The organism is Acidobacteriota bacterium, assembly GCA_003225175.1.
Taxonomy (GTDB): Bacteria; Acidobacteriota; Terriglobia; order Terriglobales; family Acidobacteriaceae; genus Gp1-AA112.
Genome location: QIBA01000031.1, coordinates 35839 through 62605, shown reverse-complemented (window position 1 = coordinate 62605; position 26767 = coordinate 35839). Strand labels below are relative to the sequence as shown.

Genomic DNA, 26767 nt, shown 5'->3' with positions numbered 1-26767 from the left:
ATGCTTAGAACAAGAAAGCAGCTGTTCGCAGTCCTTATCTGTGGGATTTGTTTCTCAGTGTTCTTGCTGGCTGATGCGAGCGGATATCACCTGCTCAAGAAGATTCCGGTCGTGAATAGTGAAGGCACGTGGGACTTTGCAAGCATCGATGAGTCTGCACGGCGCCTATATGTGGCTCACGAAACTCAGGTAGACGTGCTGGATGTGGACAAAGAGACTGTCGTAGGCAAAATACCGGGCGCGCAGGGCGCACATGGAATTGCAATCGCTCCAGATCTTGGTACTGGATTCATCACAAATGGTGACGGCGCATTCGTCATGCAATTTGATCTTAAGACTCTTCGCGTGTTGAAGACCATTCCGACTGGCAACCTGCCCGATGCCATCGTGTATGAACCGGCGACCCGGCGCGTACTGTCATTTAACACCGTCAGTAGAAATTCGACAGTCATTGATGCTTCAACGGGAAATGTTGTTGAAACCATTCCTTTGGATGGCAAGCCTGAATTTGCCGTGAGTGACTACGCTGGTCACGTCTTTGTAGATCTCGTCGACAAAGCCATCGTCGCACGAATTGACGCGGACAAGCTGAAAATCACTGATCGTTGGCCACTCGAGGGCTGTGACCGACCAACCAGCATGGCAATGGACAGGAAAAATCACCGACTATTTGTGGGATGCAGAAACCTTCTCCTGGCAGTTCTCAACTCCAACGATGGAAAGAAACTCACCGCACTTCCGATCGGAGACAACGTCGATACGACTGCTTTCGATCCCGAAACCGGTCTTATCTTCAGTTCTACTGAGGACGGAATCATTACGGTGATGCATGAAGACGGCCCGGACTCTTTCCGTGCTGTAGACACGATCAAGACCCAGAATGGCTCAAAGACAATGGCGCTTGACCTGAAGACACATCGACTATTCGTTCCTTCCGGGGAGGTCGCAAAACTGCCGCCAGCGACTCCGGGTGGCAAGGTGCGAAAGAAAGTGGCCGAGAAGACTTTCGCAATCCTAGTTTTAGGGAGAGAACAGTGATGAGAGTCTTTCGTTGTCTTCTTCTATCAAGCACGATGCTCCTGTTGACTGCGCTATTTGCCAGCACGAGTTATCGCGTTCTCAAGAGCATCCCTCTGGGACCGAGTGATGACACGTGGGACTTTCAAACGATTGATGAAAATGCTCGGCGCATGTACGTCTCTCATTTTTCTGAAGTGATCGTATTGGACATAGACAGCGGCAAAATCGTTGGCACGATTCCGGACACCCCTGGCGTTCACGGCATCGCGGTCGCTGCGAATGTTGGCAAGGGATTTGTTTCAGTCGGGAAGAGATCCTCCGCCGTGGTGTTCAACCTCAAGGATCTTCATAAAATCCAGGAAGTCAGCGTCGGCGCTAATCCCGACGCCATCATCTATGACCCTGCATCCGGACGGGTCTTTTCGTTCAACGGAGATGGCAATGACGCTACGGCGATCGAAGCGGCTACCAGTAAAGTGGCGGGAACGGTGCCCATTGGTGGCAAGCCTGAGTTTGCGATTGCTGACGGCAAGGGCCACGTCTACGTAGATTTGGTAGACAAGAACGCAATCCTTCCGATTAACTCCCAAACGCTAACGAGTGAGCGCCCTTGGCCCACTATGCCATGCGATCGTCCTACGAGCATGGCTGCGGACCTGGCCTCGCAACGACTTTTTGTGGGCTGCCGCAATCTCATGCTCGCGGTTTTCGACCTAAATACTGGGCGTTACATCACTCAGACTCCAATTGGTGACAATGTTGACACCAGTTCATTTGATCCAGAGACGAGGTTAATTTTCAGTTCGACTGGGGATGGCTGGGTCACTGTGACGCACGAAGACACTCCGGATACCTACAGTCTTGTAGAAAAGATCCCGACACACGACCTGTCAAAAACCATGGCTTTAGATCCCAAGACTCACAAGCTGTTCGTGCCGGCTGGAGACGTGAAGTGGTTGCCGCCTGCTCAGCCTGGTGGGCGGCCAGTGAAGCGCATCGCAGCCGGAACATTTCGCATGCTGGTGATAGGAAAATAGCCGGAATCGAATGGGTCTTCACCGGAGACAAACAACATGAGAACAAAGATCGCACTTAGTGTAATGGCGCTGTTATGCACTGCCGGCATTCGAGCGCAGCAAAATGAAGCGCTTCGTCTCGTCGGCACAATCGTGCTACCCGGAGTCATTGGAAGATTCGATCACTCTACGGTCGATTTAGATGGTCAGCGTCTATTCATTACCGGCAGGGATGCCAACACCATCGAGGTGGTAAATCTACGAATTGGCCGACATGTACGTACGCTGGCAGGGTTTCCCCAGCCCCAAGGGGCTTATTACGTTCCCTCCCTCAAGAAGCTCTTCGTAAGCACGCGTGATGATGGAAGCTGCAAGGTCCTCGATGGCGATTCGCTTGAGGTGGTCAACTCGATCAAACTATCGATCGGAGCGAATGTCATCGCGTACGATCCAGCGACGAAGTACCTCTACATCGGTCATGGTGGCAAACAAGTTGGCGATGCGCCGGGGCAGAAGCGGGACCCAGGTCAAATCGCAATCATTGATTCAGTCAACAGCAAGCTCATCGGAAACATCGAGACCGATCCGGAACTGCGGCCTGGCGCAATCGTACTCGAGCAACACGGGCCAAGATTGTTCACGACCAATGCACTTGGCAGTCAAATCATCGTTGTCGATCGAAAAAAACGGAAGATCCTCGCGAAATGGCCTCTTCCCAATGCCGAGAGAAGTGGCACGGTTGCATTGGATGAAGCCGGCCATCGGCTATTTGTTGGCATGCGGAACCCCTCGCGGGTGATTGTCCTCGACTCCGATACAGGCAAAGAAATTACGAACTTCACAACGGTCTCCGGCATTGATCGCCTGCTTTACGATCCCAATAAGAAGCGGATCTATGCAACAGGCTCTGCTAAGACGGGAGAGCATGAAGGATCGATTCAAGCTTATCGGCAGGTCGATGCGGATCACTACGAGCCCATCGCGAGAATCCCGACGGGTCCTGATGGCGGCACCTCGTTACTGGTTCAGCAGACTGGAACGCTGTACGTGGCCCTCCCACGATTTGGCGACAAGGATGCCGAGATACGCGTTTATTCGACTGCCGCTGACGCAAGCAAGATTGCGACGGGGATCGGGTCTCCCAGGCTCCGAAAGTAACGGCTCGACAGCATATTTCGAGGGGCGCCAGAGGTGCGTGACTCTGAAGTTCCTGCGCGCTCCAGCGTGCTTCGTCTAAATAGCCTTCTCTCAGTATCGCCAACCTTAAAAGAAATTAATTGGATTGTTCGAGACCTTCGGCACTATTATGCCGCCCGTTTGCGTTCTGCTGCAGAACCGCACCTGACGGGCGGACATATTCATGAATTCTGACGGAAGCACCAGGCCTAATCCGTTCCGCAAATCGCTGTGGCAGAAAGAAGAAAAATGAGACTCCCACATTGCCGTGTTTTCGTCGCATCTGCGTGCGCGTTGTTGCTGCTCTGCGGTTCAATTCGGATAGTTGCGCAAGTCACTGGCGGCACAATTCTGGGCACCATCATCGATACCAGTGGCGCGGTCGTTCCAAAAGCAACTGTCACCGTCAAGAACCAAGCCACCGACCTCAGCCGTATAGTCTCGACCAATCAGGACGGGCTATACCGAGCACCTAATCTCCTTCCCGGGAAATACGAGATCAGTGTCTCCGCCACTGGATTTGCAACCGCTGTCCGCAACGATGTCACGGTTGATGTCGGCCAAGAGTTGCAGATTGATCTTCAGCTACGTGTGGGCCACGCGACTGAAACTGTTCAGGTGACTGGGGAGCAGTCCGGCGTCACAACGACCACTGCGACTATTAGCGCAATAGTGAGCGGCACCGAAATGCGTGAACTCCCACTTAATGGCCGTGACTGGGCTTCGCTCGCCACACTCGAGCCCGGAGTTGCGCCAGTGCGAACTCAGATGCCGCTCGCCTCCGGAGCGAATGATCGCACTATCCGAGGGATTGGCTCGCAACTCACCGTCGGTGGAACGCGCCCGCAGCAGAACAACTATCGTCTAGACGGTATAAGCATTAATGACTCTTCCAATGGAGCGCCAGGCAGCGTACTTGGTGCGAACCTCGGCGTAGATGCCATTCAGGAGTTCTCGGTCATCACCAACAATCCTTCCGCCGAGTATGGCCGTAGCTCAGGTGGGATCGTGAACGCAATCACACGGTCGGGCAGCAATAGACTTCATGGTTCTGCTTTTGAATTCTTACGCAACAGTGCACTGGATGCGCGTAACTATTTTGACGGTCCTCAAGTTCCGCCTTTCAAAAGAAATCAGTTCGGCGGCAGCCTCGGAGGTCCGATTCTCAAAGACCGGACGTTCTTCTTTGGGTCCTATGAAGGTTTACGCCAAAGCTTGAGCATTACACAAGTCGACTCCGTTCCATCGCCGAACGCTCGCAACGGACAGCTGACGACTGGAAACGTTGTTGTCGATCCAAATGTGAAGCCATATCTGGCTTTGTACCCGCTGCCTAACGGCGCCATCAATGGCAATTTCGGCACGTTCACGCTTGTCACCGCTCAGGTGGCAAATGAGGATTTTGCGACCGGGCGAGTCGATCATAAGCTTTCGAGTAACGATTCCCTAGCCGGCACCTACATGTTTGACACGAGCACAAACTCGTCGCCAGATCCTTTCGATGCTGTGGTGATGGCTGCCGAATCGCGGCGCCAGCTCGTGAGCCTGGAGGAAACACACACCTTCAGTCCGAACTTTGTTAATGCGCTACGCTTTGGATTCAGCCGGGTTCTGTCCGACGGCCCAAAAACATTGAGCGCCATCAATGCCGCAGCGAAAGATCCCACGTTGGGTTTCGTACCGGGCAAGAATGTCGGCAAGATTCAGGTCCCGGGCTTGACTCAGTATCCAGGTGGATTCGGCGCGACCGGCGAATACGATTTTCACTTTAATTCTTTCCAGGTATATGACGACGCGTTCGTAACGAAAGGTGCACACAGCCTGAAATTCGGCGCCGTAATCGAACGCATTCAGGCGAATCAGGAAGGCAGAGCAAATCCCGCCGGTTTCTTCCAGTTCGGTTCATTGGCCAACTTTCTCACCAACAAGCCCACGGCTTTTACGGCCGCAATCCCCGGATTGATTTCGCCCCGTGATTTACGACAGACAATCTTCGGGACTTACGCAGCAGATGACATCCACTTTCGTCAGAACCTGACTTTTAACCTCGGGCTCAGGTACGAAATGGCCACCGTGCCGACCGAGGTAGCGGGAAAACTATCGAATCTTCGCAATCTGACGGATGCCGCACCTCACCTTGGTTCACCATACTTTTCTAACCCAACATTGCTCAATTTCGAACCGCGCGTCGGGTTTTCCTGGGATCCTTTCAGCACCGGCAAGACCGCGATACGCGGAGCGCTTGGGATGTATGACGTCTTACCGCTCACCTACATGTTTGAGACCCTGACGATCTTGCCAGCTCCGTTTTTTGCTCAAGGGCGGGTGACGGGACTGGCGCAGGGAAGTTTTCCAACCGGAGCCTTTCCGCGCTTAGGAGCAACGACTTTCCGCTACGCGCATGTGGACCCAGACCCTTCGCGCGCGTACGTCTTCCAATGGAACTTCAATATTCAGCGCGAACTTGCCCCGAACCTTACGGCGCTCGTCGGATATGTAGGTTCAAGAGGTGTTCACCTGCCATATCGCACCGAAGACGCCAATATGGTGCTCCCTACGCTAACGCAGCAAGGATACGTGTGGCCTTCCCCCGTCGGCAGCGGCAAAGTGCTTAACCCCAGTTTGGGACAGATCAGCGCGCTGTTTTGGGATAACAATTCCATTTACCATTCTCTACAAGTCCGTCTCTCCAAGCGAATGGCACACGGTTTCCAAATTGGTGGGTCTTACACTTGGTCTAAGAGCATCGATGATGGGTCCTCTACGCTCGCCGGAGACGCGTTAGCGAATGCCATTGGAAGTCCTCCTTTTTTTGATGTGAGACTGACTCGCGGTGTCTCGGATTTCGACATCACCCACAATGCCGTGATTAACTACACGTGGATAATTCCCTCTCCGTCAACGTTTTCTGGCCTCGCGCACTGGCTCACCGACGGGTGGCAGTTAGGCGGAATTTATCAAGCTAGCACTGGAGAGCCATTCAGCGCGCTGGTAGGCGGAGACCCGCTTGGCGTGAACAACGGGATCGTCTTTGATTATCCTGACAGGATTCGGGGATCGGCTTGCGATTCGCTCACCAATTCCGGTGATCCGATTAATTATGTTCGAACTCATTGCTTCCAGTTCCCCAATCCCAGTAACCGCCTCGGCAATGCGGGCCGGAATATTCTCAGAGGTCCCGGTTTATCAGCCTTTGACTTTTCGGTCTTCAAGAACAATCGCATTCGCAGGATTTCCGAACAGTTCAATGTCCAGTTTCGCGTCGAGGCCTTTAACATCTTGAACCACACTAACTTTGCCCCGCCGCTCAAAAACAATGCCCAAAATTCAGCGTGCTGCGTGTTCTTTGATCAAACTGGGAATGTGATTTCAAGTGGAAAGCTCGATTCGACTTCGACGACGTCGCGACAGCTTCAATTCGCTCTAAAGCTCACATGGTGAGCGACAGAAAACGTGCAAAACTCAGGGTCGCCATTGCCTTTGTAGCTGCAGCTCTGCTCGCTACTCTAGACTCAGCCAGCGCAGGTTCACGTTTGCCTGAAGACCGCGGTTCTACCGCCCTGGCTCAATCTTTGCGCAAGCTGCAGACTACCGGCCGTGTTGTGTACATGATTGCGCACCCCGACGATGAAGATGGCGGGACCGTCACCATGCTTACGCGTGGGAAGGGATACGAGGTCAGCCTTCTTGCTCTGAGTCGCGGCGAAGCTGCTGGTGACGCTGTCAGCAGCGATGCCGGTCCGCCACTTGGCATTCGCCGCACGTTGGAGATGATGCGGTCCAGCGAGTACTACGGCGCTAGGCTTCGTATGTCACGCTTCCTTGATTTCGGCCTATCCAAGACACTAGCGAAAACCTTGCGTTATTGGAATGAAGAAGACGCGCTGCGCGACATGGTCCGATTTATCCGCCGAGAGCGCCCGCACATTGTGCTTTCACGCTGGCAGGGCAATCCGGGTGACAGATTAGGGAATCACGAGATCGACGGACTCGTTGCCCGACAGGCATTCGATGCGGCCGGCGATCCGACGCGCTTCCCTGAGCAGATCGCCGAAGGATTGTCAGCATGGCAGCCTTTGAAGTTTTATAACGATAATCGAACAGAAAAAGACGACTGGACAATCAAGATCGATTCGGGGATGTACGATCCGATACTGGGACGCACTTATGGAGACATCGCGAACGAGGGCTTAGGACAACAGATTTCTCAAGCCGCTGCCGGTGCCATACTCCCTGTCGGCTGGCCCTCGGTGAGTTATTACAAGCTCATTGCTTCAAAAGTGGGAATGGCCGACAAGGAGTCAGAGCTCTTCGAGCGCATCGATGTTTCTTTGGCCAAGTACCCGATACTAGAAAAGCACGTCCAGGCGGCGACGAAAGGGTTCGATGCACAGCACCCGGAAACGTGTGTTCCACATTTGAGTGCGGCTCTCATCGAAGTACGACGTCTGAGGCAGTCAGACGCCAAGAATTTCGATCTCGAGCTCAAGGAGCGTCAACTTGAAACCGCATTGTCTCAAGCCTTGGGCCTGGAGTTCGAAGCTTTAGTTGAACCGGCGAAGCCAGGACGCAGCTCGGGCGAGTACAAAGCGATCCGAACACCGTTAACCTTTGTGCCGGGAGACAGCTTTCGTGTCACAACTAATTTCCATGCTGCTGATAGTGCAAAGGTGAATCTGAAGCAGACTCGGCTGCGCGGGCCGGCAGACTGGAAGATAGCAGAGTTGGCGCCGAATCGATTCGAAATAACGCTTCCGCACGATACGAGTTTCACTAGCGCCTTTTGGGTCCGCAATTCCCCGGATGAGGGCTTCTATCGCATCACCCGGCGGGAACTGTTGGGTGAACCGATCACTCCAGATCCTCTCAAGGCCGAACTGACATATTCGATTAGCGGCGTAGACTCTGTGATCAGCGCAAACGTAGAAACAAGTTCGATCGGAAAGATTGGGACACAGTATCGACACGAAGTTGCCATTGCCCCACCGGTTTCTGTTCGCTTTCATCCTGAGGCGATTGGGTTTCCGCTGGGCCGCCAGCGACAAAAAGTTGTTTGTTCGATTCGCAATTACGTGAACGGTCAAAATCAAGGAACCGTTCATCTAGAGCTCCCGCAGGGCTGGCGGTCGGAGCCGGAATCGGCATCCTTTGCATTCCAAAAGCAGGACCAGGAGGCAGACGTTGTCTTTGAACTGGTGGCTCCTTCGGATGCGAAAGATTCTGAATATCACATTCAAGCAGTAGCTGAACTAAACGGAAAAAGTTATCGGAACAGCTTCGTGCCCGTAACAGAACCGGGACTGGAAACGGTATATATGGAGAATGCCGCGACGTTGCTGGTCCGTGCGGTCAACGTGGTGATTCCGAATGTGCGAGTCGGGTACGTGATGGGCACAGGAGATGAGGTTCCGGATTCACTGCGCTTGCTCGGCATCGATGTCGATCTGCTCGACCGCGGAGCGTTAGCGCAAAGTGACCTTTCCCGTTACGGTACGATCGTTTTGGGAGTACGCGCCTACCTAGCGCGAGAGGACCTCAGGGCTTACAACTGGCGCTTGCTTGAATACGTGAAAGGCGGAGGCGTCCTGATTGTGCAATACAACACTGAGGAATTCGACGAAAGCTTCGGGCCGTATCCATACGCCGGGGCGGGCGCGGCTCAGGACGTGACTGAAGAGGACTCTCCGATCGAAATTCTTCAGCCACATCACGCTGTCCTAAACCAACCCAACAAGATCGGCCCATCGGATTTTCAAGGGTGGGTCGAGAAACGAGGGCTCCGGTTCTTATCGTCCTGGGACGATAGATACGTTCCAATTCTGTTAACACATGACCAAGGACAGAAGCCTCAAGCCGGTGGTTTGTTGACGGCCCGATACGGCAATGGGTTGTGGGTTTACAACGGCTACTCTCTATACCGCCAACTCGCGTTCGCAATTCCCGGCGGTGTACGTTTGTTCGCGAATCTTATTCAGCTAGGCTCTGACAAGGCAAGTTGGCGAGACTCCCAACCAAAGTAACTTCTCGCTCACCATGAGGGATCTCTTCACCTCCTCCATCGTTGATGTCGAGCATTCGCGTCCCGGAACGATGCGCTCTGGGTTGTGGCTCGGTAGGGATTGTCTGTGAAAATTCGGGTACTCGTGGTGGATGACTATGAACCTTGGCGTCGTTACGTCTCAACGGCGCTTCAAACACAGCCGGACTTGGAGATAGTCGCCGAAGCGGTGGATGGGTTAGAGGCAGTTAAGGATGCCGAACAACTGAAACCAGATTTGATTTTGCTAGATATTGTGCTTCCGGAGCTGAACGGAATCGAAGCCGCTCGCAGAATCCGAAAGCTCTCGGACAATTCCAAAATTCTTTTTGTCAGCATGGGTCGAAATCCGGAGGTTGTATGGGGAGCTCTAGGCACAGGCGCTCATGGCTATCTCGTTAAGTCCGATGCCGGAAGCGAACTCTTCGTTGCAATCAGGACCGTTATGGGAGATAAACGATTTGTCAGTAGCAGCGTGGATTTGGCAAAAAGCCGCCTCAAGTTATGAAAGATTCCCGATGACTTTATTCTCGTGAATGATCTGCCCCAACATGTACATCAAAGCGGGAATTGAGTACGTTGTAAATTGGCATCAGCGAAGCCCGACGTTGAGTTTTGGTCGGATTCAAGTGATTACGGAGACTTAAACTTGAGACGGCTTCAAACCCTATCGAGGTCCTTGCTGTGGGTGCCAATCGCGATTGGGTTCCTTGCGATGTCGGCAACGACTTTTTCGCAAACGGACGAAATCCAGGTGTACGATGCCGAAATTGCTGAGCCGGGAGTCTTCAATTTGATGATCCACACCAACTTCACTCCTGTCGGCCGGAAAACTCCCGCATTTCTCGGAGGCATCATCGCCAACGACTCCGTCAACGGCGCTGCGGAATGGGCTTACGGCGTGAAGCCATGGTTCGAACAAGGCTTGTATCTCCCCGTGTACAGTTTCAACTCAACCAATCATGGCGCAACTCTTAATGGATTCAAGATTCGCGAGCTCTTCGTAAGTTCTCACGCTCATGATCGCAAGTTGTTTTACGGGCTGAATTTCGAATTCAGCGTCAATGCTCTTTATTGGGAAGGGAGACGCATTACGTCTGAGCTTCGACCCATTGTCGGTCTACACCTTCATCGTTGGGATCTCATCTACAACCCAATTATGGATACGGATTACACCGGAGGCGTGAAAGGTCTGGAATTTAATCCGGCAGGACGAGCTGCTTACAATCTCAGCAGCAAATGGGCGGTCGCCGTAGAGGAATACGACGGCTTCGGTCAACTGCGTGGCTTCGTTCCTTCCGACCGGCAGTTCCATGAAACTTGGGCGGTCTTGGATCGTAATAGCAGATTCGTGAATGTCGAGACGGGAATCGGCGTGGGCTGGAGCGGAGGCGCCGATAGGGTAACTCTAAAGTTGATGCTATCCCGCGATCTAAACGTCCATTCTCACTAAAATCGAGTTGAGTTTCTCGCTCCGAAAATGATAGGCGCATCACAATCGCGTTCACGTCACCCCTTTCTGCCGGCAAAATGCATTCATAGGTTCTTTCAGAAAGCCTTAAGACTTTGCTGTTACGATCACGCTCGGTAAGTCTGAAAGCTTGATTCACGGAGTCTGATGAAGCTGATTTCCTTTTTGGCAGGCGCCTTGCTGCTGACACTGCCCGTGTTCGCACAGAAGGCAACACTCCGAGGCCAAGTGACAGATGAAACCGGCGCTATCGTTCTTGGCGCTCAAGTGACACTTAGCGAACCGGCTGCCGGACTTTCGAAGACGAGTACGGTAGATAGCAATGGCTCGTATTCATTCAGCGATGTGCCGCTCGGAAATTACACGCTGCAGGCATCGGCGCCTGACTTGGCGCTACGGCAACCAGCGCAGATCTCGCTGAAGGCGGGCGTGCAGTTTGAATCTCGTATTGAGTGTGGTCACAGTAAAACAGCAGATCGCTGTCGAGGAAGATTCTTCACCCACGATCAATACGGACGCCGGAAGCAATGCGAGCGCGACGGTAATCAGGGGAGCGGACCTTGACGCGCTGTCCGACAATCCAAACGACCTGGCGGATGATCTTCAGGCTATTGGCGGGACCTGCTGCCGGACCAAAGGGGGATTACATCGATGGATTCAGTGGTGGCCAGTTGCCACTGAAGAACGCGATTCGCGAGATTCGCATCAACCAGAATCCGTTTTCTCCGGAGTACGACAAACTCGGTTTTGGCCGAATCGAAATCTTCACTAAGCCCGGTTCGGACAAGTTTCATGGCACGTTTGGCTACAACTTCGCGAACGACTTCTGGAACTCGCGCAATCCATATGCGGCAGAGAAAGCTCCTTTCCATTTGCACGAAGTCGGCGGAAACGTGAGCGGTCCGCTCAATAGGCGGGCATCGTTCAACATCGATGTGACTCGCGAGATGAACGACAACGGCAAGGTGATCAATGTCGTCGCACTCGATCCCTTGACGCTGATCACAGCTCCTCTCACCGGCAGTGTGCTTTCCTACGATCGCTGGAAGTACGTGAAAAGCGGAGGCGTTCTGATTGCACAATAAAACACAGAAGAATTCGACGAAAGCTTTGGGCCTTACCGGTATTCAGCAGCCGGCGCGGCCCAGGACGTGACTGAAGAGGACTCACAGATCGAGGTTCTTCAGCCAAATCATGCAGTCCTGAACCAGCCCAACAAAATCGGCTCCCAACAGACTTTCAAGGGTGGGTCGAGAAACGAGGACTCCGATTCTTGGCGTCATGGGATGACAGATACATTCCAATTCTTTCGACGCATGATCAAGGACAGAAGCCACAGGCCGGGGGTTAATTGATGGCCCATTACGGCAATGGACTATGGGTTTACAACGGCTACTCTCTCTACCGTCAGCTCCAATTCGGAGTTCCAGGCGGTGTGCGTTTATTCGCGAACCTGATTCACCTGGGCTCTGCCAACGCAAGCTGGCGAGACTCGCAACCACATTACTAACTTCTTGCGCATCATCAGGTAACTGCGGCATCCGCTCTCCATCCGTGATGGTTCTCTATTCGAGCATTAGCATGGACGATCAATGCAGCTTCGGATAGCGGTTGGCTGATAAATAACAATTAATCTTATGTTTCTGTTCTGCAGAGCTATGCTTTGCGGCGACGAACAGAGTTCCGATACCGCAAGAACCACTTACGCCTGAAGCGGTTCTCGATCTCCTATTTTGGCGAATCGCCACTCAGTCGCGTCGTCTTCCGAAATCGGCCTTGTCCCGCAGCTTGAGAGGAGGCATTGTCAATGCACTCGAAGAAACAATTGTGCCTTTTGCTTCACTGGTTGGCAGTTGTGGTTCTTGCTCCTCTGTTGGCAAGCAATCTATGGTCGCAAGTCGCGGCTGGGACGATTCTGGGTACCGTCACAGATACTTCTGGAGCGCGTGTTCCCAGGGCGAACATAACGATCAAGAACGTCGCGACCGGCTCGGTCCGAGTGGTCACGACGAACAGTGATGGCCTCTACCGTGCGCCGGATCTGTCACCTAGTACGTACGAGATTGCGGCCGGAGCTACTGGGTTTGCGACGGTTGTTCGGGCAGGTGTTCAACTCGACGTTGGTGTCGAACTTGTCATCGACTTGCGATTGCCTGTCGGAAGCGTTATCGAAAGGGTTGAGATTAAGGAGGAAGTGCCTTCCATTGAAACGTCGAGTTCCACGATGAGCGCTGTAATAGGCTCAAACATCGTGCGCGAGTTGCCGCTGAATGCGAGAGACTGGACGCTACTTGCAAACCTTGAGCCTGGCGTTGCCACGGTTCGTACGCAGAACGTCGCTGCGACCAGTGGCTTTGAAAGAAGCAATCGTGGATTCGGAACCCAACTCACCGTGGGCGGAAACCGACCACAGCAAAATAACTATCGATTGGACGGAATCAACATCAACGATTACTCAAATGGTGGTCCCGGCAGTGTTCTTGGTGGAGACTTAGGCGTTGATGCGATTCAGGAATTTTCTGTGGTGACAAGCAACGCTACGGCGGATTATGGGCGCACGTCGGGAGGCGTCATTAACGCCGTCACACGTTCTGGAACAAACACGTTCCACGGCTCTGCTTATGAATTCCTACGCAACAGTGCGCTCGACGCTAGTAATTATTTCGATCTAAAAAAGCCGCCCTTTAAACGCAATCAGTTCGGCGCAACAGCTGGTGGGCCATTTCGAAAAGACAGGGTATTCATCTTTGGTGACTACGAGGGACTTCGCCAAAGCCTAAACATAACGCAACGATCCACAGTACCCTCAGTCGCAGCGCGCAGCGGCCAATTGACTAGTGGGAATCTAACTGTCGATCCAAAGGTTCAGCCTTTTCTAGCCATCTTTCCGTTGCCTAACGGCCCTGCATCGGGTGACTTTGCTACGTTCACCTTCTCCATTCCTCAAGTGTCACGAGAGAACTTCTTTACGACTCGGCTAGATGGCAAGCTGTCGGAGAAGGACAATCTTGCCGCAACATTCATGTTCGATGACAGCAATATCACGAATCCCGATGTCTACAACTTCGTTCTCATGGAATCCATTTCAAGGCGGGAGCTGGTAACGCTTGACCATACTCACACGTTCACGCCGAATGCCATCAATTCCCTGCGATTTGGATTCAGTCGAGTGATTTCCGAGTCCCCTAAGACTCTTTCGGCGATTAACACTCTGGCAAAGGATCCATCTTTAGGTTTCTTGCCCGGACGTAACGTGGGACTCATCAATGTCTCGGGCCTGCCGATTTTTCCGGGCGGACTAGGTGCAACCGGAGAGTTCGATTACCACTTCAACACCTTCCAGTTGTATGACGATGTATTTCTGACTCGAGGAAGAAATTCCTTTTCTTTCGGCGGATATGTCGAACGCATCCAAGCCAATCAACTTGGACGATCGAATCCCAGCGGCAATTTCCAATTTGGATCGCTGCTGAATTTCTTAACCAACAAGCCGCGATCTTTTAATGCCGCCCTACCTGGTTTAATCACTCCTAGGGACTTACGGCAAACGATTGCGGCAGGATACGTTCAGGACAACGTACAGCTCTTCTCGAACCTCACAGCCAACCTCGGGCTGCGTTACGAAATGGCATCGGTTCCAACCGAAACGAATAACAAGCTCAGCAATCTACGAAACGTAACTGATACTCAACCCTTCTTGGGGTCACCGTATTTCGCCAATCCCACTCTGCGGAACTTCGAGCCGCGAGTTGGCCTCTCCTGGGACCCCTTCAAACGCGGAAAATCGGCAGTCCGTGGTGCCTTTGGAATCTATGACGTCCTGCCACTCACATACCAATTTGAATTGCTCTCCATACTTGCGGCTCCATTTTTTGAAAGAGGAAATATCACGGGTTTAGCGCAAGGTACGTTCCCAACGGGAGCCTTTCCGTTATTGGGACCGAACCGCCTCCGTTTCTTTCATATGGACCCAAATCCACCTCGTAACTACGTGATGCAGTGGAATCTGAATGTTCAGACCCAATTGACGCCAACTGTTACCGCACAAATAGGCTACGTCGGCAGCCGTGGAGTACATCAACCATTCAGAGTTGATGACATGAACATTGTTCTGCCCATTGCCCATACAGCAGATGGCTACTTTTGGCCTTCTCCGGCTGGCAGCGGCAAGACACTAAACCCAAACTTGGGCCAGATCAGTTCGTTGACTTGGAATGATTCTTCCATCTACCACGGAATGCAGTTAAGGGTAACGAAGAAATTGAGCCGTGGATTGGAAGTCGGCGGTTCTTACACTTGGTCGAAAAGTATCGACTCCGGCTCTGCCTCTCTCGCTGGTGACCCGTTTCTGAACTCGATAACGAGCTTACCGTTCTTCGATTTGAAACTAAGTCGCGGCCTTTCGGACTTCGATATACGACAGAACTTCGTAATTAATTACACGTGGCGGCTTCCGAGTCCATCCTCAGCGGGATTCTTGAATGTTCTAGCAGGCGGTTGGGAGCTTGGGGGCATATACCAGGCGAGTAGTGGACTACCCTTTACGGCAATCTTGGGAGGAGACCCGGTGGGTCTAAACAGCTCAGATACGATTGAATTTCCTGATCGGCTGTTCACGCCCGAATGTAAGTCACTGGTTAATCCGGGCAACCCAAACAATTACATCAAGACACAGTGCTTTGCATTTCCGAATCCGAGAACCCGCCTCGGCACTGCTGGGCGAAACACTTTAATTGGACCGGGATTGTCCAATTTTGATTTTTCAATTTTCAAGAACAATCCCATCCACAAAATCTCGGAGAACTTCAATGCACAATTTCGAGTGGAGATGTTCAATGTTCTCAACCATCCTAATTTCGCTTCTCCGCTGCACAACAACACGATTTTTGACACTAACGGTAATCGACTCGCCACCGCCGGGTTAATTGACGCGACTGCTACGACATCGCGACAAATCCAGGTCGCGCTAAAGCTCATTTGGTGATCGTCGGCATTCCGAATCGCGCTGCAGCAATTTTCGTCCGATCAGTCCGCGTTATTGGCCGAGATACTTGCCTAACCACGCCACCGTCCTGCGAAGGCAGTCGCGCCCTTCATCTGTATCGGCGAAGGGAAACATGTGGCCTCCGGGAGCGTTAGTGTAGACGTGCGAGTCGAAGGTTTTTCCCTGAGCTTTTAATGAGTCGATCAAGCGCCCGGAGTGCAGCACGAATGGAACTGTCTGGTCAAATGTGTTTGCCAGCACCAACAATGGTGTTTGGATGTCCTGCACGTGATTGATCGGGGATACGCGGATGTATGCTTCCAGGTTTTCGTACGGCAGCTTTCCGCCAAATGACGCTTCCTTTGCAACCTCGGCGCGCCGGTAGTCGGGCTTGTAGCTCATGTACGCGACGAAATCAGTCAAACCGGCAATTTCGATCGCGCTCTTGAAACGTTGCGGCGCCCTCTCGATTGACAGCAGCGTGACCATGCCTCCGCGGCTGTGACCCACAATCCCGATGCGATTCCCATCCACATAGTCCTGCTTGGCCAGGAAGTCAGCGCTGGCAATCGTATCGGTGACATCGATTGTGCCATAGGCGTTTTGGTAATGATTCTCACCGTATCCGCTGCTGCCGCGGTACTCGGGGAAGATGACGACGTATCCGGCGGAAACAATCGCGTTGAGAAGGGGAAAGATATAGGTATCGAAGCGATCATGGAAGCCACCGTGCACGAGCACCACACCCGGATATCGCTTCCCCTTGTCGCGATTTTTCAGAGAGAAGATGTAGCCGGGAATAGTCAACAGCTTCTCCGAAGGGAACTGAACGGTGTCGACTTGGATCCGGTCGCCGTATCGTTGGTTGAAGAGAATCAGAGCCGACGCAACCTGCTGCTGATAGAGGCCCTGGATGAGCAATTCAAATTGAGTGCTCGCATCCTTGGCATCCATGTTGATGAATTTCTCCAGATCAGCTTGCGATTTGAGAGTTTCCTGGCCTCCCATGGTCGCCACGCCCAAAACCATGAGCGCGAACACGGTTCCGAACAGTCTCACGATGCGTTTCATCCACTCTCCTGAACAAGAATTGCAGCCCCCACCGACATTTCTTCCGGCCAGTGCGTGCGGCGGAGCCTTAGTTGCGTGATTTCGTGAAGTCAAGTCAAAGACATCATCGAAAGCAGAATTGTTAGTGCACAGACGTCAGTTGCAGATGACGTCGTCCTCCTCGCACGAACTTGTCTGAGAGGTTGTCCGCCAAAGTCGGATTGGCTCACCAGCTTTGTCGGCGTTCGGTGTCCTATGTTTCAAGTCGCGATTTACCAGATCAGCTTTAGTCCGAACTGAATCTGACGCGCCGGCGTCGCCATCGTGTCGAGCTTGCCGGCCAGAGTAATCGCATTGCCTTTTGTGTCGAACAACTTGTTGTTCGTGATGGGCGGACCGAAGTTCGTGTGATTCGTGGCGTTGAAGAATTCGCTGCGGAATTGCAGCTTCGAAGCTTCGGAGATAAACCGCAGCGGGATGTTCTTGTAGAGCGAGAAGTCCAGTTCCTGCAGTCCCGGCCCCGTCAAACTATTTCGGCCGGCATTGCCCAGCAGCGTGCTGGGGTTCGGGAACGTGAAGCACTCCGTTTTGATGTAGTGAGCGAAATCGCCCGGGTTAACGGCTGTCCCGCATCCCGCAGATCTCACGCGGTTTGGAAGGTCAATCGTAGTGCTCGTGGTGAGTCCAAGTGCGTCACCGGAAATTTGCGGAGTAAACGGCATGCCATCGCTGATCTGATAGATGCTGCCGACCTCCCAGCCGCCCAACAGCCCTGTGACGGCAGCATTTCTATAGTGTCCCGGAATCTGCCAGATGCCGTTCAGCACAAGGTTGTGGGCGAGATTGAAGTCGGACGGACCACGCAGAGGTACGGCAAAGAGTCCGCCGGAAATGGAGTTCTGGAAGGGGCCGCCGGCGATAACCGACGAACTCGTGTCGAGGCTCTTCGCCCAGGTGTATGAACCTTGCAATTGCAGGCCGCGCGCCAGCGTCCTTTTCACGGAGATCAGCAGCGCATCGTAGGCCGAACCGGCAGTGAACGTTTGACCGTCGATCTGCCCAAATGCTGGGTTGACCTTCGTTCCTGTGCCGGGCTTCGAGCAAATCCCGTTGACGATCGCGCCGCCACACGGCCAAACGTAACCCTGCGGCGCGAGCGTCGGCGGCACCGCGTTCGCGTCGGTCGTTCGGAACGGCAGGTGCACGCCATGCGAACCTACGTAGCCGACCATCGCCGTCAAATTGTGTGCGACTTCACGTTGGACATTCAGGTTCCACTGCATTACATACGACCGCGCCGGATTGAAGTCCACAAAATCGGCGCGCAAGGCGCCGCCGGCCTGTATCAGTGGCAGCGCCCCTTTCGGGAACGAACCCGCAGGCGGATTGTTCAGCGTGGGAAAGAGAAAGAACGGCGCCGAGAAGGCGTCCATCAGATTGAACTGGTAAGTGAGCGGCAGCATGTCAAAGAAGCCAAACCCGCCGCGAATCGCCGTCTTTCCATTCTTGAATGGATCCCACGAGAAGCCAACTCGAGGGTCGAAGTTCTTGAGCGTCGGATTGTGAAAATACGGATCGCCGCTGAAGACCTGGGGTGAGTCCAAGGTGCGAAGATTCGCAACCTTCCCGTGTGCTTCGGTCGGAACCGTCGCTGGCTCGTAACGCAACCCGGCGTTGACCGTAAGGTTCGACGCCAGCCGGATGTCATCTTCGAAATATCCGCCGAAGACTCTCTGCCGCAGATTACGCGGGTTTGCTCCGCCGAGCTGGATTTGAAGGGATAGCGGTTTGTTCTGGAGGAAATCGGAAAGAGAGTTGAAGCGAAAAATCCCGTCCGGCGACGCGCTCAGCGTCATGTTGGAATCGATCCGCTCATACGCGAAGCCAAACTTCAGCGAATGGATTCCGCGCGTTAAGAATGCGTCATCGTAGAATTGCCATGTCGTAAATCCATAGTTAGCGAACGACGTGCCATTCAAACCGCCCTGGAATTGGGTGACCCCGGATCCAACGTTGAGCTGCGGTGCGAACAGTCCGGGCCCGGCTCCGAGTGATGGGTCGTTTCCCAGCGGATTCGCACCCGGCAACGTGTCGAGCGTGTCGGCGACTTCACGGTTCGCGCCGACACGCACGGCGTTGACGAATGTCGGCGTAAACACGTGATTTTCTTCGATCGACACCGTCTGGCGGCGTGTGCGGTTGGTGTTCAGCAGAACATTTAGGTTGTCCGGCAGCGTGGTGCTGGCGTTGTCGAAAAGATAGGTGACGTGTGCGCTGTCTTTCTGCGACAAAGTGTGGTCGACGCGAGCCGTTATGAAGTCTTCGGGCGTATCCGATTTCCCGACAAAGCTGTACGTGCCGATATCGCCCTTTTCACTCCCGGGATCCGGAACGTGCCAGAGTGGCAGGTAAGGCTTGACGGCGGGATCAACAGTAATCGGCGTCTTGCTCGTGGTGAGGATTCCGTTACGCGCGTTCAATGAGGGAACCGTGGTCAAGTTGGTTGTCGATAATGCCTGGCGAAGCCCTTCGTAATCGACAAAGAAGAACGTATGGTTCTTGCGGATCGGACCACCGAGGGACGCTCCGAATTGATTACGTTTGAAAGGCGGCCGTACCGTGTCAACGTAGTTGCGCGCATCGAGTTTGTCGTTGCGCAGGAACTCGTAGGCGGTGCCATGGAACGCATTTGAGCCAGCCTTAGTGCTGGCGTTGATTACGCCACCCGAGGTTAGTCCGTAGGCCGCCGAGTAGTTGCTGGAGACGACAGAGAACTCCTGGATGGCGTCCACACCAAGGCTGACGCCGAGCGTGCTACCCGGCGCAGAATTGGCGTAATCGTTCACGCTGATGCCGTCGATGCGGTAGTTATTCTGTTGCGGGCGCGCACCATTGATCGTCAACTGCGAGCCAAAGCCGCGATTGCCTCGATTGTTCAGACCGGCGGCCGAAGGCTGAGTGCGAATGTTGGCGATGCCAGCTTGTAAGGAAGCAAGTTGCGTCCAGTCGCGACCATTCAGCGGAAGCTCGCGCGTGGTGGTCTCGTTGACGACGTCGCTGATCTCAGAGCTGGCGAGTTGCACGGTTGGCGCGCCCGCCGTGACCTCGATATTTTCGCTGACCTTCGCGACCTGCAAGGTCGCGTTAAATACTTCTTTCTCGCCGACCATTAATGTCAACTGCGGCTGCTGAACCGTAGCGAACCCGGGCGCCGCGATGTTGACCGAATATGGTCCCGGCGCAAGATTCGGCAGGCTGTAAAGTCCGGTAGCATTCGTCGGCACGGTTCGTGTCACGCCCGTCTCCACACCGGTAACGGTAACTTGCGCGTTTGGTACAACTGCGCCCGAGGAGTCGGTCACTGTGCCTGACAGTGTCGCACCGACTACCTGAGCGGCCGATGGCGCCGCAAGGGCGCAGAGCACGATAAAGATGCTAGCGATTCTTAAACAGCGGTTCGCGAATAGCATGGATGGTGCGAGCGATGCCTGCATCGATTTACTCCTTTGCGGCGCGCCTGGCACTCCGCATCGTCTCTCGACGAAGCGGACGCTGTATTAGAGGTCGGAATTTTGTTCGGAATGCGCCCCACGTGCTTCCGGCTTTATTGGCCGCGCGAAGTTTACCAACACCGACTGCAGGCAACAATAAAAAAGAGATTAAGTTGCACTCAGGAACACCAATCGCGGCTTTGCCTTGACCGCGTGCAAGCGAAATAGTACGTTGCCGGCTAATCGCCCATCTCTTCGTGCCCGCGTTGGAGCCGTGCGTCGACGCTTGAAGTGGAGATGACTTGTGGGAGGACCTATCGATGGTGATCGTGCGAAAGATTGCCGGCTTGATTGCAGGCGCCGCTGTTATTGCTGCCGCTACTACGTTTGTCAACGCTCAAGAGGTTCCGGCGGACACCACTGCGCCTCGGATCGCGGTGAATCAGGAAGCTAAGGATGCCGCGACGAAACTTGACCTGCTGCAGCAGGAGATTTACATCGCCGAACAACAACTCACGTGGCTCACCCTCCTGCAACAGTATGGCGATCGGTTGCACGTCGAACGTGTGATGTTTCCCAGCCAGAAGGAACTCGTTCCAGGTTATATCTTCACGCCGGTAAAGCTGGACAAAAGCCAGAAACACCCTGGGCTGGTAATCGTGCACGGTGCGTTCCACGGGCACTTGGATTGGCGCTTCTTCGACCTGATTGAGTACGCCGTCTCGCGCGGCTATGTCGTAATCTTCCCCGACTATCGCGGCAGTTCCGGCTACGGCGACGTCGTTTACAAAAACGACTATGGCATCACCGACACGGCCGACGTACTCAACGCCGCCGACTATCTCCTCAAGTCGCACCCGTATGTGGATCCGCAACGTCTCGGAATCTTCGGCCACAGCCGGGGCGGCATGGTGACGCTGCTGGCCATCGAACGCTCTCCGAAGAAGTTCAAGGCGGCCGTCGATGTTGCGGGCCTGACAGATTTCGTTGCCTTCATGGCATACAAGCCCGACTTCAGAAGGATGGAAACCGTGGTTGAAACCCAGTTCAACGGCAAGCTGCCGTCCGAAAATCTCGGACCTTACATGGACATCTCACCGCTCAACCACGTCGACGACATTGAGACACCGCTGTATGTGTTTGCAACGACCGGCGACAGGACAGTCCCACTGACGCTCCATTCAGGACGTCTGATCGACGCGCTTCGTGCGCGCGGGAAAGTATTTGAGTCAAAGATTTACGATCATGCGCCGGGCGATCATGTCTTCCTTTTCGGCGACTCGGACGAACGCCGCGATATGTTCGAGCGCGCCTTCGACTTTTTAGGCAAATATTTGAAATAGCTAGTGAGAGAGTTTGGGGTTTGCCGCACCCGAACGCTGTAAACATACAGTCCTGGTTGGCGAACCGACTTGGCACCGAGAAGAAATCCATCGCGGCGATCACTTCACCATGGTTACTCAGAAGTGTTTTCCATCGCATGCTTCGATCACGAAGCCTGCGTGCACGTCGCATCCAGCGCGAGACCGTTCTCTCGGAGACATCAAATCCAAGCTGCAGCAGTTCACCGTGAATCCGAGGCGCACCCCAGGTAGGATTCTCGACGACCATCCGGAAAATCAGTTCGCACAGTTCCCTGCTGATTCGCCTTCGGCCACGGCCGACCTCGTGGCGGCAACGCCAGCGCCAATACTGGGAATCTGAATATCGCAGGCGCCGGAAACGGGATCAAGTTCCCAGACGGGACGATCTTGACTACGGCAACCAACAATTCCGGCGGTGCTGGACCCAGTAGTAGCTCATTGCTGCCTGCATTCCTTCCCGGTCCGCTGACGAAAGCGTATACCGCTGCGTCTTTCGTGCCGGATTCTCCGATTACTGTTACGCGCATTTCCGCTGCGTTAAAAACACCACCCGATGCGAACTGTCGTCCGACAGTGCTTCGGGTCAGCGCAACCAACGGGAACTCCGGACAAAATACCTCAAACCCAGCTATCACAGGACAGGATGTCCGGTTATTAGGCGGGCGAAGTCGTTTGTGCGAGGCCGATGGTCAAGGCTTGACGCTTGCCAGGACTACTTTTTCACCGTCTCTCAGCAGGATATCGATAGACCTAAAGCCAGCATCCGCGAGCAGACCGACCCACCGCATTGCAGACAGCCCGTCCCCGATACGATTTTGATTGTCAGGAGGGTCGCCGAGGAAGCCATAATCGTACCCCAATAGAGCATCCACTCGCGACCAGAAGCGGCGCCAATCTTCGTACTTGTGCTGGCTTGGCTGTTCCTTCCGCCATGCGTCGAACCCGGACGCAAACGGCGGCTCGACTCCTGCGGGTTCCATAAGCAGAAAAACGCCGCCTGACCGGAGCGACTGAAAGATGCCACTGAAAAGTCCTGCTGCCTCTGCCAAGCTGAACCAGTGCACGCTGTTCACGGCCACCACGACTTGATAGTCGCTCGCCAAATCGCGCCGCCAGTTTGGTTCCGACAAATCACGCGCCCACGTCCGCCCGCCTATGCCATCACGGCGATTGACCGCGCCGCAGAGCGAGACAAAGAACTCATTCCTATCCACGGAATCGATCCGAGCGTGCGGAAATCGCGAATGAATGGCGCGGCCTGCGTCGCCTGGCCCGCAGCCCACGTCCAAAACCCGCAGGCTCTGGTCAATCGGAAATGGAATCACTGCGGCGATGACCTTCAGCGCGCCTGGCTTGGCGGGACCCTGCTCCGCGTGCCACAAGTCGAGCCATGCATCGAGATCTTCGCCACGAAGTTTATCCTCAATCTCGGCCTGAGTAGGGATTGCCACTGGTTTCTTCCTTTGCAGGTTCGCAATGCACCGATAGGTCGTTATCGCATGCGAAGGGCGACCGGGTATTGGAAAAATTTGACCGCACTGATGGCGGCTGGTTATTCGTGGCGTGTCCGGCGCAGGAATTCGAGGGGACTCAGTCCGGAAAAAGACCTGAACTCATTGATGAAATGAGGCTGGTCGTAGTAGCCGCAAGTGAGCGCCAGATCCGTCCAACGTATCGCCCTTTGGTTGGCGGTACGAACAGTGCCGACTGCCTGATAATCGAGATACGGTTTTCCCTCCGCATACGATAAGGGATCTCGCCACCCCACGCGATGGACCGCTGCGACAGCCAGATGGAAGCGGCTGATCCTGGCGATCGTTTTTGGAGCCATGCCGAAATATGTGTGGAATTGCGCGATCAAATGGCGCCGGCTGCATCCGAAGTCCTCCGGAAGCCGTGCCAGATCCACATCATTTGGAGACTCCTGGAGTATCCGCCATGAATGGAGCAGACCGGCTGGAGGCGGTGGCGCGGACGCCAATCGTTCAGCGATGATGTTTTCTACGATGTCAAACCGAGCGGCCCAGTCATGTGCGGCCTCCGCATGCCCCGTGAGGAGCCGCGAAAATCGACTATCGACATCTTCCAGCGCGAGAATACGATCCGTAAGCAGGTCCATCGGCATCCCCAAAAGCATCTGTGCGCCGACTGGAGTGAGGCGAATCACCATAAAGTCCCGAGCTCCGAAGGCCTCGCGGATTTGATGACGATGCTGCAGCGCGACGATCCATGCGTTTCTGTGCTCGGTTCTACGCTTCGGGTCCGATGGATCGATGATTCGATGAGGCGCGGCGAAGTTCAGGACGAGCGCGACTTCAAGCGCTGGGAGGTGCCGCTCATGCAATGGCCTGGGCAAGAAGCCCTGACTCGCGAAGTAACCAAGGACGTAATCACGGAGGCGCGATCCGGAAGACCGCCGTGCAGCCCGCCAGCGACCGAGATCACATCTATGGGCGCTGACTTCGATACGCTTTGAACCTACGAGTCCCATTGCCAATATTCTGTCATCCTGCTTCGGCCTGCCCGTCATCAACTTGGGTCGGGTCGGCGATGTCGACGACTGTCGAGTAGTCGGCAAGGCTTCCCTCACCGATTGCGGAATTTGCTCGTGATCCGGACTAGATCAGTCGTGCCCGGAGTGCGGCACAGCGGATGCCGAAAACATGCTCGAACCCACGTTCCCCAGCATGCGTCAGGCGCACTGCGCGAGTTTCGCGCACGCGAGCCACCCAATTCATCTCCAAAAAGCGGGCAAGCAGAGCAGCTCCCATGGCGCCTCCGATGTGGTGGTGTCGCTCTGTCCAGTCCAGACATTTGTGTGCAAAGGACCGCCTCAGCCGATGAAGCAGATCGGTATCGATGTCGAGGGTACGGAGAAGCTGTGTGCCCAAAGGTGTCACCGTAAAGGCGTCCTTCCGCTGGCGAAGCGCGCCTCTCCTCAGGAGTTCATTTCGTAGGGCTATAGCGAGTACGCCCCCTAAGTGGTCGTAGCAGGTGCGAGCAAAACGCATTTCAGGCATGGAGGACGCGGCGGAGTTGTCAGCGAGCGCTCCCAGGGCCTCAATCGCTACGGCGACATCGGCATTCTTCAACCGGAAAAGCCGCTGTCGCCCACTGCGTTCGGAAACCACCAAGCCCCCGGAAAGAAGTTTAGAGAGATGTGAACTCGCAGTTTGCGGAGAGACGGAGGCTGCAATCGCCAACTCCGACGCCGAATGGCCATTGCCGTCGAGCAAGGTAGTCAGCATCTGGATGCGACCGGCTTCTCCGATCAGGCCTGCAATATTCGTGATTGATGTGACATCCATAGTTCGATCTAGATTTAAACATATGCGAAGCGACGCCGCTACTCTTTTAATCTGAGGAGATCGCATGAAAGACCTGACAATCGCGCTAGACGATCGGCCAGGTGCGTTGGCCGATTTGGGAACGGCGCTCGGTCGTGCTGGTGTAAGCATCGAGGGTGGGGGCGCATGGGTGATCAAAGGCGAAGGGGTAGCTCACTTCCTCTTCGAGGATGGAGCCGCCGCACGAAGCGCGCTGGAGGCGTCTGGCATCCGGGTTCTTCAAGAGCGTGACGTGCTCATCCAGAGGCTAAACCAGGCTGAAGCAGGCCAGCTCGGCAGAATTTCGCGCGAGATGGCGCAAGCAGGGGTCAACATCGAGGTCCTCTACAGCGATCACGATAATCGGTTGATCCTTGTCGTGGATGACATGGCCAAGGGGCAGGCGGTTTCTGAGCGATGGTCGCGTGAATGGGACGCAAAGTCTCACTAGATCGTGAATCCTCGTAGGATAAAAAGCAAACATGAAACACCACAACTACGAGGTTCGAATCGATTGGAGCGGCAACGATGGTCAGGGTACGAAAACCTATAAAGCCTACCGCCGCGATCACACGATTTCCTGTGTGGGCAAGCCCCAGATTCACGGCTCAAGCGACCCAGCCTTTCGTGGCGATCGGTCCCGTTACAATCCGGAGGAACTCTTAGTCGCCAGCTTGTCCTCCTGCCACATGCTTTGGTATTTACATCTGTGCTCGGTGAACCATGTAACCGTCCTCGACTATCGGGATTTGGCTTCTGGCGTGATGGAGGAACAGGATGACGGTTCTGGAGAGTTCGTCCGAGTAGTGCTGAAACCAACGGTGAAGATCTGCGTCGGCGACGACCAAGCCAAGGCGCTCGCGCTCCATAGCGAGGCTCATCGCCATTGTTTCATTGCGCGCTCTGTCAATTTCCCTGTTGAGATCATTCCCGAAATCGAACAAGCAACGGGAACGACTCCCCAGTAGTCGCGACCCCTTCGCCTAGTCGGATTGGGAAGGTTTGGCCGTCACCGGGATCAATCGCTCGTTGATTTCGGTACACACGAAGCCTATTAAGGCCGAGCGTGATTTATGAGAGCTGCTGTAATCTCTGACATCCACGGCAACTTGGGGGCGTTAGAGGCTGTGCTAGCGGATATCAAAGCCCGGAAGGCCGATACCATTATTAACTTAGGGGATATTGTGTCTGCCCCTGTTTCCTGCTGAATGTGCCGACCGACTTATACCGCTCGGGCTTCCAACCATCCGCGGCAATCATGAGCGTCAATTGCTAACTTTCGCGACGAAGGAGATGGGACCATCTGATGGGTATGCGGCAAGCTGTCTTCGCTCGGCCCATTTCGCTTGGATTGCCCAGCTTCCGGAAACGATCCAGCTTTGGGATGACGCACTACTTGTGCATGGAACACCGGAGAGCGATGTCATGTATTTTCTTGAGACCGTGGATGAGCGTGGGGTGCGACCCGCCGACAGGCAGGAAATAACCTCTCGGGCGGCAGGAATTGACGCCGGTCTGATCCTTTGCGGACATACTCACATGCCCCGCTCTGTCAGGCTTGACGATGGCCGCCTGATTGTGAACCCCGGTTCCGTTGGCATGCCTGCCTACGAAGAGAACCGGCCCTATGCACACAAGATGGAAACCGGTCCTCCGCACGCGCGATATGCGATTGTTGAGAAACGGAACGGAAAGTGGATGTCGGAATTGTTTGCCGTTCTTTATGATTGGGAGAAGGCAACGACTGTCGCCGAAAAACGGGAACGCCCAGATTGGGCGCGCACTTTGCGCACTGGACTAGCGTGAATCCATCGGAGAGTCGGGCTGCTGTA

At 54.4% G+C, this 26767-nt stretch carries 19 protein-coding genes and 2 pseudogenes; 15 read left to right on the top strand and 6 right to left on the bottom strand.

The window, feature by feature from the left end; all coding sequences use genetic code 11:
- The 10 genes from DMG62_03555 to DMG62_03510 all read left to right on the top strand — a co-directional run bounded on the left by DMG62_03555 (position 1) and on the right by DMG62_03510 (position 15704).
- Complete coding sequence (locus tag DMG62_03555) at positions 1 to 1038, top strand: YVTN family beta-propeller domain-containing protein (protein ID PYY24377.1); 1038 nt, start codon at positions 1 to 3, stop codon at positions 1036 to 1038.
- 35 nt (positions 1039 to 1073) lie between these two features.
- Positions 1074 to 2057, top strand: a complete 984-nt coding sequence (locus DMG62_03550; protein ID PYY24376.1) for a YVTN family beta-propeller domain-containing protein — start codon at positions 1074 to 1076, stop codon at positions 2055 to 2057.
- Between the two features lie 63 nt (positions 2058 to 2120).
- The gene (locus tag DMG62_03545) at positions 2121 to 3194 is read left to right on the top strand and encodes a hypothetical protein (GenBank protein PYY24375.1); all 1074 of its coding nucleotides are present in this window, start codon (positions 2121 to 2123) and stop codon (positions 3192 to 3194) included.
- A 267-nt stretch (positions 3195 to 3461) separates the two neighbouring features.
- Positions 3462 to 6653 carry a hypothetical protein gene (locus DMG62_03540; GenBank protein PYY24374.1) on the top strand — a complete coding sequence of 1064 codons (3192 nt, stop codon included), beginning with the start codon at positions 3462 to 3464 and terminating at the stop codon, positions 6651 to 6653.
- Positions 6647 to 9232, top strand: coding sequence for a hypothetical protein (locus DMG62_03535; GenBank protein ID PYY24373.1), 2586 nt, complete (start codon positions 6647 to 6649; stop codon positions 9230 to 9232). Before DMG62_03540 ends, DMG62_03535 begins: the two co-directional genes overlap by 7 nt.
- Positions 9233 to 9331: 99 nt before the next feature.
- Positions 9332 to 9757, top strand: coding sequence for a hypothetical protein (locus DMG62_03530; GenBank protein ID PYY24372.1), 426 nt, complete (start codon positions 9332 to 9334; stop codon positions 9755 to 9757).
- Positions 9758 to 9928: 171 nt separating this feature from the next.
- Entirely contained in the window at positions 9929 to 10702 is a 774-nt protein-coding gene (locus DMG62_03525; GenBank protein ID PYY24371.1) for a hypothetical protein, read from the top strand.
- A gap of 165 nt (positions 10703 to 10867) precedes the next feature.
- Complete coding sequence (locus tag DMG62_03520; protein PYY24370.1) at positions 10868 to 11284, top strand: hypothetical protein; 417 nt, start codon at positions 10868 to 10870, stop codon at positions 11282 to 11284.
- 32 nt (positions 11285 to 11316) lie between these two features.
- Entirely contained in the window at positions 11317 to 11805 is a 489-nt protein-coding gene (locus DMG62_03515) for a hypothetical protein (GenBank protein PYY24369.1), read from the top strand.
- A gap of 722 nt (positions 11806 to 12527) precedes the next feature.
- On the top strand, positions 12528 to 15704 hold the full coding sequence (locus DMG62_03510) for a hypothetical protein (protein PYY24368.1): 3177 nt from the start codon (positions 12528 to 12530) through the stop codon (positions 15702 to 15704).
- A 51-nt stretch (positions 15705 to 15755) separates the two neighbouring features.
- On the opposite strand, the gene DMG62_03505 is transcribed toward DMG62_03510, so the two are convergent.
- Positions 15756 to 16775, bottom strand: a complete 1020-nt coding sequence (locus DMG62_03505; GenBank protein ID PYY24367.1) for a hypothetical protein — start codon at positions 16773 to 16775, stop codon at positions 15756 to 15758.
- A gap of 251 nt (positions 16776 to 17026) precedes the next feature.
- Positions 17027 to 20248: a hypothetical protein gene (locus DMG62_03500; protein PYY24366.1), complete on the bottom strand. Its 3222-nt coding sequence runs from the start codon at positions 20246 to 20248 to the stop codon at positions 17027 to 17029.
- Positions 20249 to 20565: 317 nt separating this feature from the next.
- On the opposite strand from DMG62_03500, the gene DMG62_03495 reads away from it, so the two are divergent.
- Positions 20566 to 21588 (top strand): hypothetical protein, encoded by a 1023-nt coding sequence (locus tag DMG62_03495; protein ID PYY24365.1) that lies wholly within the window; start codon positions 20566 to 20568, stop codon positions 21586 to 21588.
- Between the two features lie 178 nt (positions 21589 to 21766).
- Here DMG62_03495 and DMG62_03490 read toward each other — a convergent pair.
- The 3 genes and pseudogenes from DMG62_03490 to DMG62_03480 form a co-directional block, all read right to left on the bottom strand.
- Positions 21767 to 21958, bottom strand: a pseudogene (locus DMG62_03490) (hypothetical protein).
- A 340-nt stretch (positions 21959 to 22298) separates the two neighbouring features.
- The gene (locus DMG62_03485; protein ID PYY24364.1) at positions 22299 to 23189 is read right to left on the bottom strand and encodes a hypothetical protein; all 891 of its coding nucleotides are present in this window, start codon (positions 23187 to 23189) and stop codon (positions 22299 to 22301) included.
- The gene (locus tag DMG62_03480; protein ID PYY24363.1) at positions 23162 to 23779 is read right to left on the bottom strand and encodes a hypothetical protein; all 618 of its coding nucleotides are present in this window, start codon (positions 23777 to 23779) and stop codon (positions 23162 to 23164) included. Before DMG62_03480 ends, DMG62_03485 begins: the two co-directional genes overlap by 28 nt.
- Before the next feature lie 33 nt (positions 23780 to 23812).
- Between DMG62_03480 and DMG62_03475 the strand changes: the two genes are divergently transcribed.
- Positions 23813 to 24085 carry a hypothetical protein gene (locus tag DMG62_03475; protein PYY24362.1) on the top strand — a complete coding sequence of 91 codons (273 nt, stop codon included), beginning with the start codon at positions 23813 to 23815 and terminating at the stop codon, positions 24083 to 24085.
- 142 nt (positions 24086 to 24227) lie between these two features.
- On the opposite strand, the gene DMG62_03470 is transcribed toward DMG62_03475, so the two are convergent.
- Positions 24228 to 24917, bottom strand: coding sequence for a transcriptional regulator (locus DMG62_03470; GenBank protein PYY24361.1), 690 nt, complete (start codon positions 24915 to 24917; stop codon positions 24228 to 24230).
- 64 nt (positions 24918 to 24981) lie between these two features.
- Here DMG62_03470 and DMG62_03465 point away from each other — a divergent pair, with 64 nt between their 5' ends.
- The 3 genes and pseudogenes from DMG62_03465 to DMG62_03455 all read left to right on the top strand — a co-directional run bounded on the left by DMG62_03465 (position 24982) and on the right by DMG62_03455 (position 26741).
- Positions 24982 to 25386 carry an amino acid-binding ACT domain-containing protein gene (locus DMG62_03465; protein ID PYY24360.1) on the top strand — a complete coding sequence of 135 codons (405 nt, stop codon included), beginning with the start codon at positions 24982 to 24984 and terminating at the stop codon, positions 25384 to 25386.
- Positions 25387 to 25417: 31 nt separating this feature from the next.
- Positions 25418 to 25903: a peroxiredoxin gene (locus DMG62_03460; GenBank protein PYY24359.1), complete on the top strand. Its 486-nt coding sequence runs from the start codon at positions 25418 to 25420 to the stop codon at positions 25901 to 25903.
- A gap of 105 nt (positions 25904 to 26008) precedes the next feature.
- A pseudogene (locus DMG62_03455) lies at positions 26009 to 26741 on the top strand (YfcE family phosphodiesterase).
- Positions 26742 to 26767 lie beyond the last annotated feature (26 nt).

Bases quoted from the DNA above. Each gene is read 5' to 3' on its own strand.
- DMG62_03520 (PYY24370.1), top strand. From the start codon at position 10,868: ATGAAGCTGATTTCCTTTTTGGCAGGCGCCTTGCTGCTGACACTGCCC.
- DMG62_03500 (PYY24366.1), bottom strand. From the start codon at position 20,248: ATGCAGGCATCGCTCGCACCATCCATGCTATTCGCGAACCGCTGTTTA.
- DMG62_03545 (PYY24375.1), top strand. From the start codon at position 2,121: ATGGCGCTGTTATGCACTGCCGGCATTCGAGCGCAGCAAAATGAAGCG.
- DMG62_03480 (PYY24363.1), bottom strand. From the start codon at position 23,779: ATGGTGATTCGCCTCACTCCAGTCGGCGCACAGATGCTTTTGGGGATG.
- DMG62_03505 (PYY24367.1), bottom strand. From the start codon at position 16,775: ATGAAACGCATCGTGAGACTGTTCGGAACCGTGTTCGCGCTCATGGTT.
- DMG62_03550 (PYY24376.1), top strand. From the start codon at position 1,074: ATGCTCCTGTTGACTGCGCTATTTGCCAGCACGAGTTATCGCGTTCTC.
- DMG62_03465 (PYY24360.1), top strand. From the start codon at position 24,982: ATGAAAGACCTGACAATCGCGCTAGACGATCGGCCAGGTGCGTTGGCC.
- DMG62_03510 (PYY24368.1), top strand. From the start codon at position 12,528: ATGCACTCGAAGAAACAATTGTGCCTTTTGCTTCACTGGTTGGCAGTT.
- DMG62_03460 (PYY24359.1), top strand. From the start codon at position 25,418: ATGAAACACCACAACTACGAGGTTCGAATCGATTGGAGCGGCAACGAT.
- DMG62_03515 (PYY24369.1), top strand. From the start codon at position 11,317: ATGATCTTCAGGCTATTGGCGGGACCTGCTGCCGGACCAAAGGGGGAT.
- DMG62_03540 (PYY24374.1), top strand. From the start codon at position 3,462: ATGAGACTCCCACATTGCCGTGTTTTCGTCGCATCTGCGTGCGCGTTG.
- DMG62_03495 (PYY24365.1), top strand. From the start codon at position 20,566: ATGGTGATCGTGCGAAAGATTGCCGGCTTGATTGCAGGCGCCGCTGTT.
- DMG62_03535 (PYY24373.1), top strand. From the start codon at position 6,647: ATGGTGAGCGACAGAAAACGTGCAAAACTCAGGGTCGCCATTGCCTTT.
- DMG62_03470 (PYY24361.1), bottom strand. From the start codon at position 24,917: ATGGATGTCACATCAATCACGAATATTGCAGGCCTGATCGGAGAAGCC.
- DMG62_03475 (PYY24362.1), top strand. From the start codon at position 23,813: ATGACGATGCTGCAGCGCGACGATCCATGCGTTTCTGTGCTCGGTTCT.
- DMG62_03555 (PYY24377.1), top strand. From the start codon at position 1: ATGCTTAGAACAAGAAAGCAGCTGTTCGCAGTCCTTATCTGTGGGATT.